This window comes from Pseudomonas sp. MWU12-3088 (genome assembly GCF_023242405.1).
Classification (GTDB): Bacteria; Pseudomonadota; Gammaproteobacteria; order Pseudomonadales; family Pseudomonadaceae; genus Aquipseudomonas; species Aquipseudomonas kribbensis.
The window spans coordinates 393,161-410,007 of sequence record NZ_JALJEA010000004.1; the positions used below are offsets into that span (position 1 = coordinate 393,161).

The window sequence follows — 16,847 nt, forward strand, 5'->3', positions numbered from 1 at the left end:
AGTGTATTCACGGCGGACGGCGCAGGTCAATCCATTTTCTCAAGCGCCTGTTTCATTCGTCGGAAGCCTGTTCTGCTGTGGCTTTTCGTCGCATGGAGCGCTTTTCGAGAATTATTGTATACAAAAAAATAATTCATTGTGTTCTATTTGTTGCATCGGGCTGCGGCAGAAAAGCGCAGTCCAACGGCTTTCCCAATAACAAAATGAGGACGGCACCATGAGCGCTTTAACCTTGAAAGTCGCAGTCAACCTGGTCAACGAAGCCATCAGCGCAGGGCGGGCGATCTCCGCCGCGCCGCTGACCATTGCAGTACTGGATACCGGCGGCCACCTGGTCACCTTGCAACGTGAAGACGGCGCCAGCCTGCTGCGCCCGAACATCGCCATCGGCAAAGCCTGGGGCGCCATCGCCCTGGGCAAGGGCTCACGCCTGCTGGCGCTGGACGCGCAACAACGCCCGGCGTTCATCGCCGCACTCAACAGCATGGGGCAGGGCAGCGTCGTCCCGGCACCGGGTGGCGTGTTGATCCGTGATCAGGCGGGCAACGTACTGGGGGCGATCGGCATCAGCGGCGATCTGTCGGATGTCGATGAGCAGGTGGCGATCAAGGCTGTGGAGGCTTTGGACCTGCGGGCGGATGCGGGGGTGGCGGCCTGAGCGGCTAACGCCGGATAGTTGCTGAAACGAACAAGCCCGCCCTCACAGGAAGTTCTGTGAGGGCGGGCTTGTTTGTGTCTGGAGGTGTTGGTTTCAGTCCGGCTCGCAGCCCTTGAGGACCAACCGGATGATGGTTTGTGCCGCGGACTCATAATCGGCTTCGTCGAGCTTTTCCTTGCCGGTCACGGCGGAGATCTGCCAGTCGAAGTCGGCGTAGGTCTGGGTCGCGGCCCAGATGCTGAACATCAGGTGGTTGGGGTCGATCGGGGCGATCTGGCCGCGGTCGATCCAGCTCTGGATGCAGTCGATGTTGTGCTTGGCCTGGCTGTTCAGTTGCTCGACGAGGTCGGCGCTCAGGTGCGGGGCGCCGTGCATGATTTCGCTGGCGAACACCTTGGAGGCAAACGGCAGGTCGCGGGAGATGCGGATCTTCGAGCGGATGTAGCCGCTCAGCACTTCGCTCGGCACGCCGTCCGGGTTGAACGGGGTCGAAGCCTGCAGGATCGGCACGATGATGCTTTCCAGAACCTCGCGGTAGAGGTTTTCCTTGGACTTGAAGTAGTAGTAGACGTTGGGCTTGGGCAATCCCGCCTTGGCGGCGATGTCGCTGGTTTTGGTCGCAGCGAAGCCCTTGTCGGCAAACTCTTCACTGGCGGCACGCAGGATCAGTTCTTTGTTGCGCTCGCGGATTGTGCTCATAAACCCGGTGGTTCCTTGCCTGTTCTGGCGGTTGCGCATGGTAGCACCGGCCTCGCGCGGCGCTCAACAATGCCCGTCGGTGGCGCTCGTCGCGTCAGTCTGTCGCCAGCCTGAACAAATTCGCCATGCCCCGCGACGGCTTCCGGGACGCTGCTAGAGTCAAGGCAGACGCGGGGGCAAGAGGCGGGCGGTCATGGCGAGACGCAGGCGCGGCAAAGTCCTGTTGATCATTGGCATTGTGCTGTTGCTGGGGCTTGCCCTGTGGTTCTACCTGAGCGCCGGTCAGCGCCGGGTCAAACCCCCGCCGGCCGCCGAGCCGGTCGCGGCGGTCCCGGTCAAGTTGCAGGACGTGCCGGTCTACATCGACGCCTTGGGCACGGTGACCCCGACCCGTAGCGTGACGGTGGTGACCCAGGTCAACGGCATTCTCAGCTCGGTCGAGTTCAAGGAAGGCCAGCACGTCGCCAAAGGCCAGGTCATCGCCCGCATTGACGACCGGGCGCTGAAGGCGCAACTGGCGGTGGCCAAAGGCACGCTGATGCATGATCAGGCGCTGCTCGCCAACGCCGTGCGCGATCTTGCGCGTTATCGCGAACTGATCAAGGTCGGCTCCACCACTCAGCAAACCCTCGATACCCAGGCCTCGCTGGTGCAGCAACTGCAAGGCACGGTCGCTTCGGATCAGGGCAGCGTGCAGAACCTCGAAGTCCAGTTGAGCTACTGCACGATCACTTCGCCGGTGGATGGCGTGGTCGGTTTGCGCCAGGTCGATCCTGGCAACTACGTGACCACCACCAGCACCACCGGAATTGCCGTGATCACCCAGATGACCCCGGCCACCGTGGTGTTCGCCGTGCCCGAGGACGATCTGGGTGCGATCAATCAGGCCATGGCCAAAGGCGTAGTCACGGTGCTGGCCTACGACCGCAACAAACACAACCTGCTGGCCACCGGCAATCTGCTGGCGCTGGATAACCAGGTCGATACCAGCACCGGCACGATCAAGGTCAAGGCGCAGTTCGACGATTCGGCCAAGGCGCTGTTTCCCAATCAGTTCGTCAACGCCCGGCTCAAGGCCGACACCCTGAGTCAGAACCCCGTGGTGCCGACCCGGGCGATCCAGCACGGCAGCAAGGGCGATTTCGTCTTCGTCGTGGTCGACCCCGGCAACAAGGTCAGCCTGCGCAACATCAAGACCGGGCCGGCGACAGGCGATGTCTCGGCGGTGCTCGACAACGGGGTGAAGGCGGGCGAGCAGGTCGTCACCGAGGGCGCCGACAAACTCGACGATGGCTCGGCGGTGAAAGTCGTCGCGCAATAGGAGGCGTAGCCCATGAACGTCTCGCGCCCCTTCACCGAACGCCCGGTGGCCACCACGCTGTTGATGGTCGCCGTACTGTTGCTGGGTCTGCTGGGTTATCACTTGTTGTCGGTGTCGGCATTGCCGGAGGTGGATTACCCGACCATTCAGGTGTTCACCCAATACCCCGGCGCCAGTCCCGAGGTCATCAGTTCGTCGATCACTGCGCCGCTGGAACGCCAGCTCGGCGAGATGCCGGGGCTCAAGTCGATGAACTCCACCAGCTCCGACGGCGCTTCGGTGGTGACCCTGCAATTCGATCTGTCGTTGTCTTTGGATGTCGCCGAGCAGGAAGTGCAGGCTGCGATCAACGCCGCCGGCACCTTCCTGCCGGCGAACCTGCCGTACCCGCCGGTCTACAGCAAGGTCAACCCGGCCGACGCGCCGGTGCTGACGCTGTCGCTGACCTCCGATGTGTTGCCGCTGACCAAGGTTGAAGACCTCGCCGACACGCGGCTGGCGCAAAAGATTTCGCAGATTACCGGCGTCGGCCTGGTCACCCTCAGCGGCGGTCAACGCCCGGCGGTGCGAGTCGAGGCCAACACCTCGGCGCTGAACAGTCTGGGGCTGTCCCTCGATGACCTGCGCACCTCGCTGGGCACGGCCAACGTCAATCAGGCCAAGGGCAATATCGACGGCAAATATCAGGCGTACTCGATCGGCACCAACGACCAGTTGCAGTCCGCCGAGGAGTACCGCGATCTGGTGATCGCCTACAAGAACGGCGCGCCGATTCGCCTTTCGCAGATCGCTTCATCAACCCAGGGCCCGGAAAATCCTCGGCAAGCGGCATGGACCGACAGCACGCCGTCGATTGTCCTGAACATCCAGCGTCAGCCCGGGGCCAACGTGATTGATGTGGTCGACCGCGTGCAACAACTGCTGCCCAAACTGCGTGCCAGCCTGCCGGCGACGTTGAAGGTCAACGTGCTCACCGACCGCACGCAAACCATCCGCGCCTCGGTCACCGACGTGCAGTACGAACTGGCGGTGGCGGTGTTGCTGGTGGTGATCGTGATCTTCCTGTTCCTGCGCAATGTGGCCGCGACGATCATCCCGGCGGTGACCGTGCCGTTGACGCTGGTCGGCACCCTGGCGGTGGCCTACGCGGTGGGGTTTTCGCTCAACAACCTGACGCTGATGGCGCTGACCATCGCCATCGGTTTCGTGGTCGATGACGCCATCGTCATGATCGAAAACATCACCCGCTACATCGAGGCCGGCGACTCGCCGATGCAGGCTGCGCTCAAGGGCGCGGAGCAGATCGGCTTCACCATCATTTCGCTGTCGGTGGCGCTGATCGCGGTGATGATTCCGCTGCTGTTCATGGGCGATGTGGTGGGCCGGCTGTTCCGTGAATTCGCCATGACCGTGGCGGTAACCATCGTCATCTCGGCGCTGATCACCCTGACCCTGACGCCGATGATGTGTTCGCGGATGCTCAAGCACAAACACGAGGAACGTCGGGTCGACTTCTTCGACCGGGTCAACGGCTATTACGTCAAAGGACTGGACTGGGTGCTGCTGCATCGCGGGCTGACGCTGATCTCGGTGGTGCTCACCGGGCTGCTGACGCTGTTGATCATCGTGGTCATGCCCAAAGGCTTTTTCCCCGAGCAGGACACCGGGCTGATCCAGGGCATTTCCCAGGCCTCGCCGGGTATTTCCTTCCAGCAGATGCAGAGCGAGCAACAGCGGCTGGCCGCGCGGATTCTCAAGGACCCGGCGGTGGCGAGCCTGTCGTCATTCGTTGGCATCGACCAGACCAACCCGACGATCAATCAGGGCAACTTGCTGATCAACCTCAAGCCCCACGGCGACCGTGACAGCAGCGCAGCGGTGATTCGCCGGCTCTCCGACGCCAATGCCGACGACGCCGGAATTCGCCTGTACCTGCACAGCGTGCAGGACCTGACGCTGGACGCCACCGTCTCGACCACCAGTTACCGCCTCGGCCTGCAAGCCACTGACCCGGGCGAACTGGAAACCTGGACCAACAAACTGCTGGCGGCGATCAAACAGGACCCGATGTTCACCGACGTGCAAAGCCAGGCGATGCAGTTCGGCAATCAGATCCAGCTCAACTTCGACCGCGCCACCGCATCGCGTCTGGGCATCACGCCGCAAGCCATCGACGACGTGCTGTACGACGCCTTTGGCCAGCGTCAGGTGTCGACCATCTACACCCAGCTCAACCAGTATCACGTGGTGATCGCCACCGACCATCCGCCGCACAATCTGGCGGATCTGTTGACCGGGCTCTACGTCGATATTCCCGGCGGCGGGGTGGCGCCGCTGTCGAGCATGGCGACGATGCAGGTGATTCGCGCGCCGGTGACCATCAACCGTCTGGGGCAGTTTCCCTACGCCGATGTCTCGTTCAACCTCGCCCCGGGCCAGACCCTCGGCGCGGCGGTGACGCGGCTCAAGGACATCGAGGCCAAGGCCGGCCTGCCGCTGTCGGTACAGGCCAATCTGGAAGGGGCGGCGGCGACGTTCGAGGCGTCGTTGTCCAATCAGGTGTTTCTGGTGCTGGCGGCCATCATCGTGGTGTACCTGATGTTGGGGATTCTCTACGAGAGCTTCGTGCACCCGGTGACGATTCTCTCGACCCTGTTGTCCGCCGCGCTCGGCGCCTTGCTGGCATTGCTGATCACCGGCACGCAGTTCGACATCATCGGCTTGATCGGCATCGTGCTGCTGATCGGGATCGTGATGAAAAACGGCATCATGATGGTCGACTTCGCCCTGGAGCTGGAACGCAAGGGCGGGCTCGATCCGGTGGCGGCGATCCGGCAGGCCGCCGAGTTGCGATTCCGGCCGATTCTGATGACCAGCATGGCCTCGCTGTTCGGCGCGGTGCCGCTGGCGCTGGGCACCGGGATCGGCTCGGAGCTGCGCCATCCGCTGGGGATCGCGATCATCGGCGGCTTGTTGCTCAGCCAGTTGCTGACGCTGTTTTCGACCCCGGTGATTTTCCTCGCCATGCATGGCCTGGAGCAGCGCTTCACCCGGCGCCGTCCAGCGGCGGCCGAGGCCTTGCGCGATGAACCTTAGCGCGCCATTTATCCAGCGCCCCATCGCCACCACGTTGCTGGCGGTCGGGCTGGCACTGTTCGGTGTGCTGGCGTTCAACCTGCTGCCGGTGGCGCCGTTGCCGGAGGTGGATTTCCCGACTATCAGCGTGCGTGCCTCGTTGCCCGGTGCCGACCCGAGTACGGTGGCGTCGTCGGTGGCGACGCCGCTGGAACGTCAGTTCGGGCAGATCGCCGGGGTCACTGAAATGACCTCGTCCAGTTCGCTGGGGGCGACCCGCATCACTTTGCAGTTCGACCTCAATCGCGACATCGACGGCGCGGCGCGGGACGTGCAGGCGGCGATCAACGCAGCGCGCAGCAGCCTGCCGAGCGACCTGTCCGGCAACCCGACCTACCGCAAGGTCAACCCGGCCGATTCGCCGATCCTGATTCTCAGCCTGACCTCCGATTCGGCGACCCGTGGCCAGATGTACGACGTGGCCTCGACCCTGCTCGAACAGCGGCTGTTGCAGACCACGGGTGTAGGCGATGTCACGGTGGGCGGCGCGGCGCTGCCGGCGGTGCGCATCGAGCTCAATCCGGACCGGCTCAATCGCTACGGCGTCAGCCTGGAACAGGTTCGGCAAGTGATTCAGGCGTCCAACGTCAACCTGCCCAAAGGCACGGTGTCGGTCGGCGATCAGTCCTATGGCCTGAAGGCCAACGACATGCTCTATCAGGGCAGCGATTACGGGTCGCTGGTGGTCAAGCAACGCAACGGTGATCTGGTGCGCATTTCCGACCTCGGCGACGTCAGCGAAGACGTCGAAGACCTGCGTAACTTCGGTCTGTCCAACGGCAAACCGGCGGTGCTGCTGGTGGTGTTCAAGCAGCCCGGCGCCAACGTCATCGACACGGTGGATGCGGTGAAGGCCGACCTGCCGTTCCTGCAGAGTTCGATTCCCTCGGCGATCAAGATCAACATCCTGATGGACCGCACCACCACCATCCGCGCGTCATTGCACGACGTGGAAGTGACCCTGCTGATTTCGATCGCACTGGTGACGCTGGTGACCTTCGGCTTTTTCCGCGACTGGCGCAGCACGCTGATCCCGGCCATCGTCGTGCCGCTGTCGCTGCTCGGCACTTTCGGGGCGATGTATTTTCTCGGTTACAGCCTCAACAACCTGTCGCTGATGGCGCTGACCATTTCCACCGGGTTTGTGGTGGACGACGCGATCGTGGTGGTCGAGAACATCATGCGGCACCTGGAGAAAGGCGAAAGCCGTGTGCAAGCCGCGCTGGCCGGAGCGCGGGAGGTGGGCTTCACGGTGATGACCATCAGCGTGTCACTGGTGGCGGTGTTCATTCCGTTGCTGCTGATGGGCGGGGTAGTCGGGCGGCTGTTTCGCGAGTTTTCGATTTCGCTGTCGGTGGCCATCGTGATTTCGATGCTGGTGTCGCTGACGGTGACGCCGATGCTGGCCAGCGTGCTGCTGCGCACACAGCAGCAGAGCGGCAAGGGTGACGATCATCCGGACTCGTATTTTCACCGGTTTTACGACCGCACGCTGGGTTGGGTTGTCGAGCATTCGTTTTTGATGGGGCTGCTGACGTTGCTGGTGATTGTGCTGGCGTGTGTGCTGTATGTGCTGGTGCCCAAGGGCTTCTTTCCGCAGGAAGACACCGGGCGCATGTCCGGCAGCATCATCGCGGCGCAGAGCATTTCCTTCGGGGCGATCCAGTCGAACTTCAGCGAGATCAATAAAAAGGTCTTGAGCAATCCGAACGTGGCGACCGTCGGCGGATTTGTCGGCGGCGGTGGCGGGATCGGCGGGGCGGTCAACAGTGCGCAATTGTTCATCACCCTCAAGCCGCTGGCGGATCGCAAGGACGGCGCCGATCAGGTCATCGGCCAGATTCGCCACACCCTCGGCGACATGCCCGGCACTCGCCTGTATCTGCAATCGGCGCAGGACATCACGGTCGGCGGGCGGCAAAGCGGGGCGCAGTACCAATACACGATGACGGCCGACGACCAGAGCACCCTCGACGAATGGGTGCCGAAAGTCGTCGCGATGCTGCACGGCTTGCCGCAATTGACCGATGTGAACACCGATCAGCAGGACAACAGTCTGATGTCCAGCGTGACGGTCAATCGCGATACCGCCGCCCGGCTCGGGGTCAGCATGTCGGCCATCGACCAGACGCTGTACGACGCTTTTGGCCAGCGTCAGGTGTCGACCATCTACCGCTCCGCCAACCAGTACCACGTGGTGATGGAAGTGGCGCCGGCGTACTGGGCGTCCCCGGAAACCCTGAAAAACATTTACGTGCCGGTGGGCACCGCTGCGGTCGCCACCAAGGGCGCTGCGGCGGCGCCGAACCTGAGTGCCACGGCCTCGCAAGCGCTGGTGCCGCTGTCGGCGCTGGCGGATTACTCCGTGGGGCGCACGGCGATTTCGATCAGTCATCAGGGGACGTTCCCGGCGGTGACCGCCTCGTTCAACCTCGCGCCGGGCGTCGCCATCGGCCAGGCAACGGCGCTGGTGGACAACGCCGTGAAACAGCTGCGCATGCCCGCCAGTGTGGTCGGCCAGTTTGCCGGGACGGCGCAGGTGTTCCAGTCTTCGGTGGCCAGCGAGCCGTTGCTGATCGTTGCGGCGCTGCTGTCGGTGTACGTGGTGCTGGGCATGCTCTATGAAAGTCTGGTGCATCCGCTGACGATCCTTTCGACCTTGCCATCAGCCGGTGTCGGCGCGCTGATTGCCTTGCTGCTGACCGGCACTGAACTGTCGATCATCGCGCTGGTGGGGGTGATTCTGCTGATCGGGATCGTCAAGAAGAACGCGATCATGATGATCGACTTCGCCATCACCGAGCGCCGCGAATTCGGCCTCAGCGCCAAGGACGCGATCCGCCGCGCCTGCCTGATCCGCTTCCGGCCGATCATGATGACCACGCTGGCGGCGATCCTCGGCGCACTGCCGCTGGTGCTGGGCAGTGGCTATGGCTCGGAGCTGCGCCGGCCGTTGGGGATTTCGATCATTGGCGGCTTGCTGTTCAGCCAGTTGCTAACGCTGTACACCACGCCGGTGATCTACCTTTGGCTGGACCGGGCGTCGCAGCGCCTGAAGCGTAAGGAGCGATAAATGAAACGTCGCCTGTTCCCCGTGGGTGCCAGCCTGTTGCTGAGCCTGTTGTTGAGCGGTTGCATGGTCGGCCCGGACTATCACAAGCCTGCGATTGAACTGCCGACTTCGTTCAAGGAAGGCACGCAATGGCAGCGCGCCCGGGCCAATCCGCAAGGTGCATTGGACAGCCAATGGTGGCGGGCCTATCAGGATCCGGTACTCAACAATCTGATCGAGCGCTCGGCCAAGGCCAACCAGTCGATCATCGGCGCCGAGGCGGCGTATCGGCTGGCGCAGGCGCAAGTAGCGTCGAGCCGTGCCGGGTTGTGGCCGACGGTCGGCGTAGGTCTGTCCGGCGCTCGCGGTGTCGGCGGCGGGGCCAGCGGCAGTACCACCAGCGGTTTGACCGGCAGCAGCGGCAGCACCGTCGAACAAACGGTCAGCGCCACCCTCACGGCCAGTTGGGAGCCGGATCTGTGGGGGCAGGTGCGGCGCGGTATCGAGTCGAGTCAGGCTTCGCTGCAATCCTCTGACGCATTGCTGGCCGGCGTGCGGCTGTCCATCGGTGCCAGTGTGGCGACCAATTATCTGGGGCTGCGGCAACTGGATATCGACATCGACCTGTTGCAGCAACAGCAGGCCATCAATCAGCAACTGCTGACAATGATTCAGGCGCAAACCGTTCAGGGCACGGCGACCAACGATCAATTGCTGGTGGCGCAGGATCAGCTCAGCACGGTGATCACGGCGCTGCAAACCGCCCAGCGCTCGCGGGAGCAGGCCGAACATGCGCTGGCGGTGCTGGTGGGAATGGCGCCGGCGCAGTTCGATCTGCCCAAGGCCGCTGACTATCGCTTCACGACGCCGATGCCGCCGCCGGTGTTGCCGTCGAATCTGCTGTTGCGCCGGCCCGATGTGGTATCCGCCGAACGCTTGGCTGCGGCAGCGAACGCACGGATTGGCGTTGCCGAAGCGGCGTTCTTTCCGACTCTGAGCCTGACCGCCGAAGGTGGTTTCCGGGGTACGGCGCTGGGCGGTCTGTTCTCCGTGCCCAACCGGATCTGGACCCTTGGGCCGGCGCTGGCGGAAACCATTTTCGACGGTGGTGCCCGCGAGGCGGCCAAGCAAGAGGCCGAGGCCACTTACGATCAGGACGTGGCCACGTATCGCGGCACGGTGCTCGGGGCGTTGCAGAACGTCGAGGACAATCTGTCGGCGATCAATCATCTGCATATTCAGGCGCAAGCCTTTGATCAGATGTTCCAGCGCAATCAGCAGTTGTTCGGCAGTCAGCAGGCGCAGCAGCGGGCGGGGACGGTCAGCCAGCAAGCGGTGCTGACCCAGCAATTGGTGCTGTTGCAGGCCGAGCAGAATCTGCGCGATACCCAGGGTTTGCTCAGTCAGGGCAGTGTCGCGCTGTTCCAGAGCCTGGGCGGTGGCTGGCAGGTGCCGTAGCCTCTCGCTCCCTTGAGTGGCGCACGGTATGCTGCGCGCACTTTTTTACACAGGGAAGCCTGACCCATGGCAGGAAGCAGTTTGCTGGTGCTGATCGACGACATCGCCACCGTTCTGGATGATGTGGCGTTGATGAGCAAAATGGCCGCCAAGAAGACCGCCGGGGTGCTCGGCGATGACCTGGCGCTCAATGCCCAGCAAGTCTCCGGCGTGCGCGCCGAACGGGAAATTCCCGTGGTGTGGGCGGTGGCCAAGGGCTCGTTCGTCAACAAGCTGATCCTGGTGCCGTCGGCGCTGGCGATCAGTGCGTTCGTGCCGTGGCTGGTGACGCCGCTGTTGATGGTCGGCGGCGCCTATCTGTGCTTCGAGGGTTTCGAGAAACTCGCGCACCCGCTGCTGCACGGCAAGGACGAAGATCAGGCCGAGCATACGCAGTTGACCGAGGCCGTGGCCGATCCGGCGACCGATCTGGTGGCCTACGAGAAGGACAAGATCAAAGGCGCGATCCGCACCGACTTCATCCTCTCGGCGGAAATCATCGCCATCACCCTCGGCACCGTGGCCGAGGCTTCTCTGACCCAGCAAGTGATCGTGATGTCGGGCATCGCGGTCGTCATGACCGTGGGCGTCTACGGCCTGGTGGCCGGCATCGTCAAACTCGATGACCTCGGCCTGTGGCTGACCCAGAAGTCCGGCGCTGCGGCGAAACGCATCGGCAACGCGATCCTGCGCGCCGCGCCATACATGATGAAAGGCCTGTCGGTGATCGGCACGGCGGCGATGTTCCTGGTCGGCGGTGGCATCCTGACTCACGGCGTGCCGGTGGCACATGACTGGATCGCAAGCGTTGCCGCAGCAGCAGGCAGCGCAGGTTTTGCAGTGCCGGTGTTGCTCAATGGTGTGGCAGGGGTTGTGGCGGGGGCGGTGGTGCTGGCTGTTGTGTCGGTCGTCGGCAAGCTCTGGAAAGCCCTGAAGGGCTGATTTATGGCTCAATGAAAAAGGCCATTCGATACCCATCGAATGGCCTTTTTTTTGTGGCTGCCGGTTTTACTCGGCAATCTGCAGTTTGCGCGATTCGGTGTACACGTAGCGCACCTTCTCGTATTCGAACGGCGAGTTCATCTGACCGTAGCGGAAGCGGGTCTGATAACGCTTGTCGACTGCCCGCAGCGCCCAGATTTCCGGGTGGTTTTCGCTGACTTTCGACACGTTCAGGTAGTTGATCGCCGATTCGGCGGTGTAGTCCACGGCCAGGCCGGCGGTGTCGCGGATGTTCGACGGGCCGAGGATCGGCAGCACGAAGTAGGCGCCGCCCGGTACGCCGTAGAAGCCCAGGGTCTGGCCGAAGTCTTCGTTCTGGCGCGGCAGGCCCATGGCGGTGGCCGGGTCCCACAGGCCGGCGATGCCGATGGTGGTGTTGAGCAGCAGGCGCGCGGTGGTTTCCATCGAACGCTTGCCCTTGAACTGCAGCAGGCTGTTGACCAGGTTCGGCACGTCGCCGAGGTTGTTGAAGAAGTTGCTCACACCGGAGCGCACGAAACCGGGCGTGACATAGCGATAGCCATCGACCACCGGCAGGAACACCCATTGGTCGAAGCGGTAGTTGAAGTGGTAGACCCGGCGGTTCCACGACTCCAGCGGGTCATACACGTTCAGCGCGTTGAGGGTCGAGCGCTCGAATTCGCGCTGGTCCAGGCCCGGGTTGAACTTGAGTTTGGACAGCGGCTCCTTGAAGCCGTCACTGTCGACCACCACCGGTGCATTGGCTTTGCTGTTGTCGGCCTGGGCCACGCCTGCACAGAGTAACGCTGCAAACAGCAGGAGATATTTAGCCACGGAAGAACTCCAGCATGGCGTCGCTGTTGACGCGGTAGTTAAGGTTGCCGCAATGGCCGCCCAGTGGGTAAACCGTCAGGCGATCGCCGAAGGTCTTGCGCAGGAAACCGAGGTCGCCGGGGCCGAGGATCACGTCGTCGGCGTTGTGCATGACGGCGATTTTCGGGCTGTCGTGCAGGTAATCCTTGAGGGCGTACAGGCTGACCTGATCGATCAGTTGCAGCAGGCTGCCGCCGTCGGTGCGGGCGCGCCACATCGGGATCACCTGTTCGGTCAGGTAGCAGTCGAAGTCGCATTGCAGCGCACGCTTGAGGAACGGCGTGAGGCTGGTGCCTTCGGTGATCGGGAATTTCGGCGGGGTGATCAGGCCGCGACGGTTGATCAGGTCCGAAGTAAAGGCGATGTCTGCCGCCGAGAAGCGGAACGAGGTGCCGATCAGCATCGCCATCTGCTCGTTGCTCAGGTGCTGCTTGGACTGCTGGAAGTCATAGAGCAGTGCATCGTTGAGGTCGATGTAGCCTTTCTGCTGGAAGTAGCGGGTCAGCTTGGCCAGCACCAGTTCATAGAACGTGGTGCTGTTGTTGATGCCCTTGACCTCGGTCTGCACCAGCTTGTCGAGGTTGGTGATCGAGGTGTACAGGTTGACCGGCGGATTCAGCAGCAGGACTTTCTTGAAGTTGAAGCTGCGGCGGGTTTCGTCCAGGTGAGCGACGAACGCTGCGTCCAGCGCACCGAGGCTGTAGCCGCTGAGGTAATAGTCGGTGACCGGCACTTTCGGGTTTTGCGCGCGCACGGCTTGCATCACCCGGTACATGTCTTCGGCGTCTTCCTTGGTCACGCCGGGAGTGGCGAAACGCGAGGCGGCGCTCATGAAGTCGAAACTGGTCGGGGAGGACAGCTGCACCACATGGTAGCCGGCCTTGTAGTAGAGCTTTTTCAGGTATTCGTTGAGGCTGCTGTCATACCGCGCACCGGTGCCGGCGATCAGGAAGATCAGCGGGGCTGCCTTGTCCTGGGTGGCGATGCGATAGGTGAGTTTTTTCACTGCCCAGAAGTTGTCCGGCAGGATGAACTCGCGTTCCGGACGCAGGGTGACGCTGCGGTCGGTCTGATTGATGTCGTCGTCCGACGGCAACTCCGGACGCAGGTCCGGCGGCGTGGTGGCGATGGTCGCTTCGAACGGGTTGGTCAGCGGATAGCCGTAACTGGCGGCATCTATATCCACCGCCAGCGCGGACGCACTCAGGATAAGGCCGCCAAACAGGGCGGCGAAGCGCAAGGATCGGAGCATGAGTGAATCCCTTAAAGGAAGGTGCCGAATGAGGTTCGCAGGCTATGACCACTGGGTTAGCGCCAAAGTGCCATGCATCGGCACCAATCAGACGGAATTCGGGGTAATAGTAGCCGGACGATACACTTTGCGCGGATCGAAAGACCAGTTAAGAGTTGTTAGTTCTTGCACACGGCTGGCAGGCGATTAAGCTGGCCGCCGATTTCATCGATTGGAGTGTTCCATGTCCCGCCGCTTGCCCGTGATTCTGCTGCTCGTTCTGTTGCCGTTATGGCTGGCCGCCAGTTATGGCGCGCGTTATGGCTTCATGGAGGACGCGCAATGGGTGGGCATCTGCGTAGATGAGGCGAGCCGCTGGGAATGCTCGGTGCGTTCCAACCTAGGGCTGATGATTCATTTCCAGATGCTCGGCTGGGCGGCGGTCGCGGCTGCAGTGATCGGTTTTGTGGTGCCGGGACGGGCAGGGTGGTGGCTGGCGGTGCTGGCGCTGGTGTTCGGGTTTCCGGCGCTGGCGTTGTACAACACCACGCTGGCGGTGTTTGCGGTGGTGATTGCCGGGTTGCGATTGGTTCGGGAACCCCGCGTCGCCAACTGACTGGTAGTGCTGCATCGCGGGCTCGCCCGCGATGCTTTCAGTTACTGAAGGTCAGCGGTTGCGAACCCGCAGGCAGCGCCACAACGCGGCCACCATCAACCCGCTGACCAGCGCCCAGCCCCAGGCCTGCTGATTCTGCAGGCCTTCACGGAACAGCTGCGGCGCAATGCAGGCACCGATGATGAAGGTCAGCAGGGCAATTTCCCGGCGGGCCACCGGCACCGGGCGGCACAGGTTAACCAGTGCCGGCAGAATGAACGCCGCACTCGCGAAGCTGCGATAGCGCGGATCGAACACCATCTCCAGCACCATTACCGCTGCCGCAAAACCGGCCGCGGCAACCAGCCAGCCTGCATGTCGTTCGAACGCATTGAAGGCGCGCTCACGCCAGCCGTTGCGGGCGCTCAAGGTCAGTGCGGCATGCGCCAGCACCAGCAGATTCAGCACGGTCAGCAAGCCGACCCATACCCATTCGCTGGCGAAGCGCGTGGTCAGCCATGCCAGGTTGGCCCAGGCGCCGATCGAGCAAGCGGCGAGGGCGCCGAGCAATGGCAGCGCCAGCGCTGAACCCGTGGTGCGAACCCGACCGCCAAGCACCAGCGTGCCGAAAAAGATCAAACCGCCGAGCGCCAGCCAGCGCGACCAGTCAGGTACGTTGGATACCGGCCCGGCCAGCACGCCTTTGTCCTGGCGATCCGCATCGAACAGCCCCCAGTAACCGCCGACCGCACCTTCACTGCCGCGCTTCCACGGCTGGTCGAACGCTTCGATCAGGTTGTAACGCCAGCCTTGCTGTTCGGCCAGGGTGACAAAACCGCGAATGAACTTCGCTTCGTTGACCCGGCTCGGCAGCGCCGTCTCACGCTGGCGGCCTTCGCTCGGCCAGCCGGTTTCGCCGATCATCACGTCCTTGGGCGCGAATTTGTTGCCGAACACCTGGCGCACATCGGCCACGTGTTGCAGGGCAGCATCGATGTTCGAAGGATCATCTTCCCAGTACGGCAGCAAGTGAATGGTCAGGAAGTCCACCGCCGGCGCGACTTCCGGGTGCTTGAGCCAGAACTCCCAGACATCGGCGTAGGTCACCGGCTGCTTGATATGGCTTTTGACCTTGTTGATCAGCTTCGCCAGTTGTGCACCGGTGACTTCCTTGCGCAGCAGGGCTTCGTTGCCGACGATCACCGCGCTGACCACGTCCGGGTTGGCGTTGGCCGAAGCGATCAGCAGATCGACTTCCTTCTCGGTGTCCACCGGATTGCTGTTGACCCAGGCGCCGATCATCAGCTTCAAACCATGCTTGCGCGCCAGTTCCGGCAGGGCTTCGAGGCCGGTCATGGAATAGGTGCGGATGCATTCGAAGCGGGTGGCGAGCAGGGCGAGGTCGGCGTCCATGCGCTCCGGGCGCAGTTTGAACGGGACGTCGAACGGCGACTGATCCTTGTCGAACGGCGTATAGGAGGCGCATTGCAACTTGTGGGTCGGGGTGGCGACATCCGGCAGGATCACCGGTTTGCCGAGGCCGTACCAGAAGCCGCAAAGCGCAAACAGGCCGAGCAGGCAGGCGAACAGATAAGGAAGAAAAGGGAAGCGGGAGGATGCGGACATGGTCAGGCCGAGTGGCTGCAAAGCGACGCATGTTACCTGCATTTATAGAGGGGTTGGTGGCCTGCATGTTTTTGACATGCAAAGTTCGGGCGGATTGTCTGGCGTCAAATATTCAGACGCAGTTAATGGCTTTCTGATGTCGTTTCTCGTTGCTTCGAGGTCGCTGGCAGAGCAGGTCGCTGTGTGCGTCAGGTTGATGATCAAAGCCATCAGTACTCCGCTGATGTTCGAACGAGTTTGCGGTCAGGCGTGATGGGGGCGCTGTGCACCATAACAATACGTTGACGATGCCCGGCATCCGTCGGGCGCAGCATTTCGGGGAAGTAACGATGAAGATGCGACGACTTTTAGGCGCAGGTGCCGCTCTGGTGCTTGCGATGAGCTCCACTTTCGCCAGCGCTGAAAAACAGACCCTGAACATCGGTTACGTTGACGGCTGGTCCGACAGCGTCGCGACCACCCATGTGGCGGCCGAGGTGATCAAACAGAAACTCGGCTACGACGTGAAACTCCAGGCCGTCGCCACCGGGATCATGTGGCAGGGCGTTGCCACCGGCAAACTCGACGCCATGCTGTCGGCCTGGCTGCCGGTGACCCACGGCGAATACTGGGCGAAGAACAAGGATCTGGTCGTCGATTACGGCCCGAACTTCAAGGACGCGAAAATCGGCCTGATCGTGCCCGAGTACGTCAAAGCCAAATCCATCGAAGACCTGAAAACCGACGACAGCTTCAAGAATCGCATCGTCGGCATCGACGCCGGCTCGGGTGTGATGCTCAAGACCGACCAGGCGATCAAGGATTACGGCCTGACCGGTTACACCCTCAAGGCCAGTTCCGGCGCCGGCATGATCGCCGAGCTGACCCGTGCCGAGAAAAAGAACGAATCCATCGCCGTGACCGGCTGGGTGCCGCACTGGATGTTCGCCAAGTGGAAACTGCGCTTCCTCGACGACCCGAAAGGCGTGTATGGCGCGGCTGAAACCGTGAACAGCATCGGCAGCAAAGAGCTGGATGCCAAGGCGCCGGAAGTGGCGAAGTTCCTGAAGAACTTCCAGTGGGCCTCCAAAGACGAAATCGGTCAGGTCATGCTGGCGATTCAGGACGGTGCCAAACCTGAAGCCGCCGCCAAGGACTGGGTCGCCAAACACCCGGACCGCGTGGCTGAATGGACCAAGTAATATAAGTCGAAGCGTC

Annotated in this window: 12 protein-coding genes; 8 read left to right on the forward strand and 4 right to left on the reverse strand. The window is 62.5% G+C overall.

The features are described 5' to 3' along the window. Positions 1-217 precede the first annotated feature (217 nt). On the forward strand, positions 218-658 hold the full coding sequence (locus M5B98_RS13410) for a GlcG/HbpS family heme-binding protein (RefSeq protein WP_085710524.1): 441 nt from the start codon (positions 218-220) through the stop codon (positions 656-658). Positions 659-751: 93 nt separating this feature from the next. Here the strand turns inward: M5B98_RS13410 and M5B98_RS13415 are convergent, their stop codons facing one another. Beyond that, positions 752-1,357 carry a TetR/AcrR family transcriptional regulator gene (locus M5B98_RS13415; protein WP_085710525.1) on the reverse strand — a complete coding sequence of 202 codons (606 nt, stop codon included), beginning with the start codon at positions 1,355-1,357 and terminating at the stop codon, positions 752-754. A gap of 193 nt (positions 1,358-1,550) precedes the next feature. Between M5B98_RS13415 and M5B98_RS13420 the strand changes: the two genes are divergently transcribed. The 5 genes from M5B98_RS13420 (at position 1,551) to M5B98_RS13440 (ending at position 11,304) form a co-directional block, all read left to right on the forward strand. Next, positions 1,551-2,678, forward strand: a complete 1,128-nt coding sequence (locus M5B98_RS13420) for an efflux RND transporter periplasmic adaptor subunit (protein WP_248742940.1) — start codon at positions 1,551-1,553, stop codon at positions 2,676-2,678. A 12-nt stretch (positions 2,679-2,690) separates the two neighbouring features. Further along, positions 2,691-5,774 carry an efflux RND transporter permease subunit gene (locus M5B98_RS13425; RefSeq protein ID WP_248742941.1) on the forward strand — a complete coding sequence of 1,028 codons (3,084 nt, stop codon included), beginning with the start codon at positions 2,691-2,693 and terminating at the stop codon, positions 5,772-5,774. Continuing rightward, positions 5,764-8,886, forward strand: a complete 3,123-nt coding sequence (locus M5B98_RS13430) for an efflux RND transporter permease subunit (RefSeq protein ID WP_248742942.1) — start codon at positions 5,764-5,766, stop codon at positions 8,884-8,886. Before M5B98_RS13425 ends, M5B98_RS13430 begins: the two co-directional genes overlap by 11 nt. Further along, positions 8,887-10,323 carry an efflux transporter outer membrane subunit gene (locus M5B98_RS13435; protein WP_248742943.1) on the forward strand — a complete coding sequence of 479 codons (1,437 nt, stop codon included), beginning with the start codon at positions 8,887-8,889 and terminating at the stop codon, positions 10,321-10,323. A gap of 66 nt (positions 10,324-10,389) precedes the next feature. Next, positions 10,390-11,304, forward strand: coding sequence for a DUF808 domain-containing protein (locus M5B98_RS13440; RefSeq protein WP_248742944.1), 915 nt, complete (start codon positions 10,390-10,392; stop codon positions 11,302-11,304). 66 nt (positions 11,305-11,370) lie between these two features. On the opposite strand, the gene M5B98_RS13445 is transcribed toward M5B98_RS13440, so the two are convergent. Both M5B98_RS13445 and M5B98_RS13450 read right to left on the reverse strand, forming a co-directional pair. Continuing rightward, positions 11,371-12,159 (reverse strand): VacJ family lipoprotein, encoded by a 789-nt coding sequence (locus M5B98_RS13445; RefSeq protein ID WP_085710534.1) that lies wholly within the window; start codon positions 12,157-12,159, stop codon positions 11,371-11,373. Further along, a complete protein-coding gene (locus M5B98_RS13450; protein ID WP_085710535.1) occupies positions 12,152-13,450 on the reverse strand; it encodes a serine/threonine protein kinase in 1,299 nt (432 codons plus the stop codon). The genes M5B98_RS13445 and M5B98_RS13450 overlap by 8 nt, the downstream gene beginning before the upstream one ends. A 223-nt stretch (positions 13,451-13,673) precedes the next feature. Between M5B98_RS13450 and M5B98_RS13455 the strand changes: the two genes are divergently transcribed. Beyond that, entirely contained in the window at positions 13,674-14,045 is a 372-nt protein-coding gene (locus tag M5B98_RS13455) for a hypothetical protein (protein ID WP_248742945.1), read from the forward strand. Positions 14,046-14,096: 51 nt separating this feature from the next. Here M5B98_RS13455 and M5B98_RS13460 read toward each other — a convergent pair whose 3' ends face one another. After that, positions 14,097-15,692 (reverse strand): beta (1-6) glucans synthase, encoded by a 1,596-nt coding sequence (locus tag M5B98_RS13460; protein WP_248742946.1) that lies wholly within the window; start codon positions 15,690-15,692, stop codon positions 14,097-14,099. 287 nt (positions 15,693-15,979) lie between these two features. Between M5B98_RS13460 and M5B98_RS13465 the strand changes: the two genes are divergently transcribed. After that, complete coding sequence (locus M5B98_RS13465; protein WP_085710539.1) at positions 15,980-16,831, forward strand: glycine betaine ABC transporter substrate-binding protein; 852 nt, start codon at positions 15,980-15,982, stop codon at positions 16,829-16,831. Positions 16,832-16,847 lie beyond the last annotated feature (16 nt).

Bases quoted from the DNA above. Each gene is read 5' to 3' on its own strand.
- M5B98_RS13410 (WP_085710524.1), top strand. From the start codon at position 218: ATGAGCGCTTTAACCTTGAAAGTCGCAGTCAACCTGGTCAACGAAGCC.
- M5B98_RS13415 (WP_085710525.1), bottom strand. From the start codon at position 1,357: ATGAGCACAATCCGCGAGCGCAACAAAGAACTGATCCTGCGTGCCGCC.
- M5B98_RS13420 (WP_248742940.1), top strand. From the start codon at position 1,551: ATGGCGAGACGCAGGCGCGGCAAAGTCCTGTTGATCATTGGCATTGTG.
- M5B98_RS13425 (WP_248742941.1), top strand. From the start codon at position 2,691: ATGAACGTCTCGCGCCCCTTCACCGAACGCCCGGTGGCCACCACGCTG.
- M5B98_RS13430 (WP_248742942.1), top strand. From the start codon at position 5,764: ATGAACCTTAGCGCGCCATTTATCCAGCGCCCCATCGCCACCACGTTG.
- M5B98_RS13435 (WP_248742943.1), top strand. From the start codon at position 8,887: ATGAAACGTCGCCTGTTCCCCGTGGGTGCCAGCCTGTTGCTGAGCCTG.
- M5B98_RS13440 (WP_248742944.1), top strand. From the start codon at position 10,390: ATGGCAGGAAGCAGTTTGCTGGTGCTGATCGACGACATCGCCACCGTT.
- M5B98_RS13450 (WP_085710535.1), bottom strand. From the start codon at position 13,450: ATGCTCCGATCCTTGCGCTTCGCCGCCCTGTTTGGCGGCCTTATCCTG.
- M5B98_RS13455 (WP_248742945.1), top strand. From the start codon at position 13,674: ATGTCCCGCCGCTTGCCCGTGATTCTGCTGCTCGTTCTGTTGCCGTTA.
- M5B98_RS13460 (WP_248742946.1), bottom strand. From the start codon at position 15,692: ATGCAGGTAACATGCGTCGCTTTGCAGCCACTCGGCCTGACCATGTCC.
- M5B98_RS13465 (WP_085710539.1), top strand. From the start codon at position 15,980: ATGAAGATGCGACGACTTTTAGGCGCAGGTGCCGCTCTGGTGCTTGCG.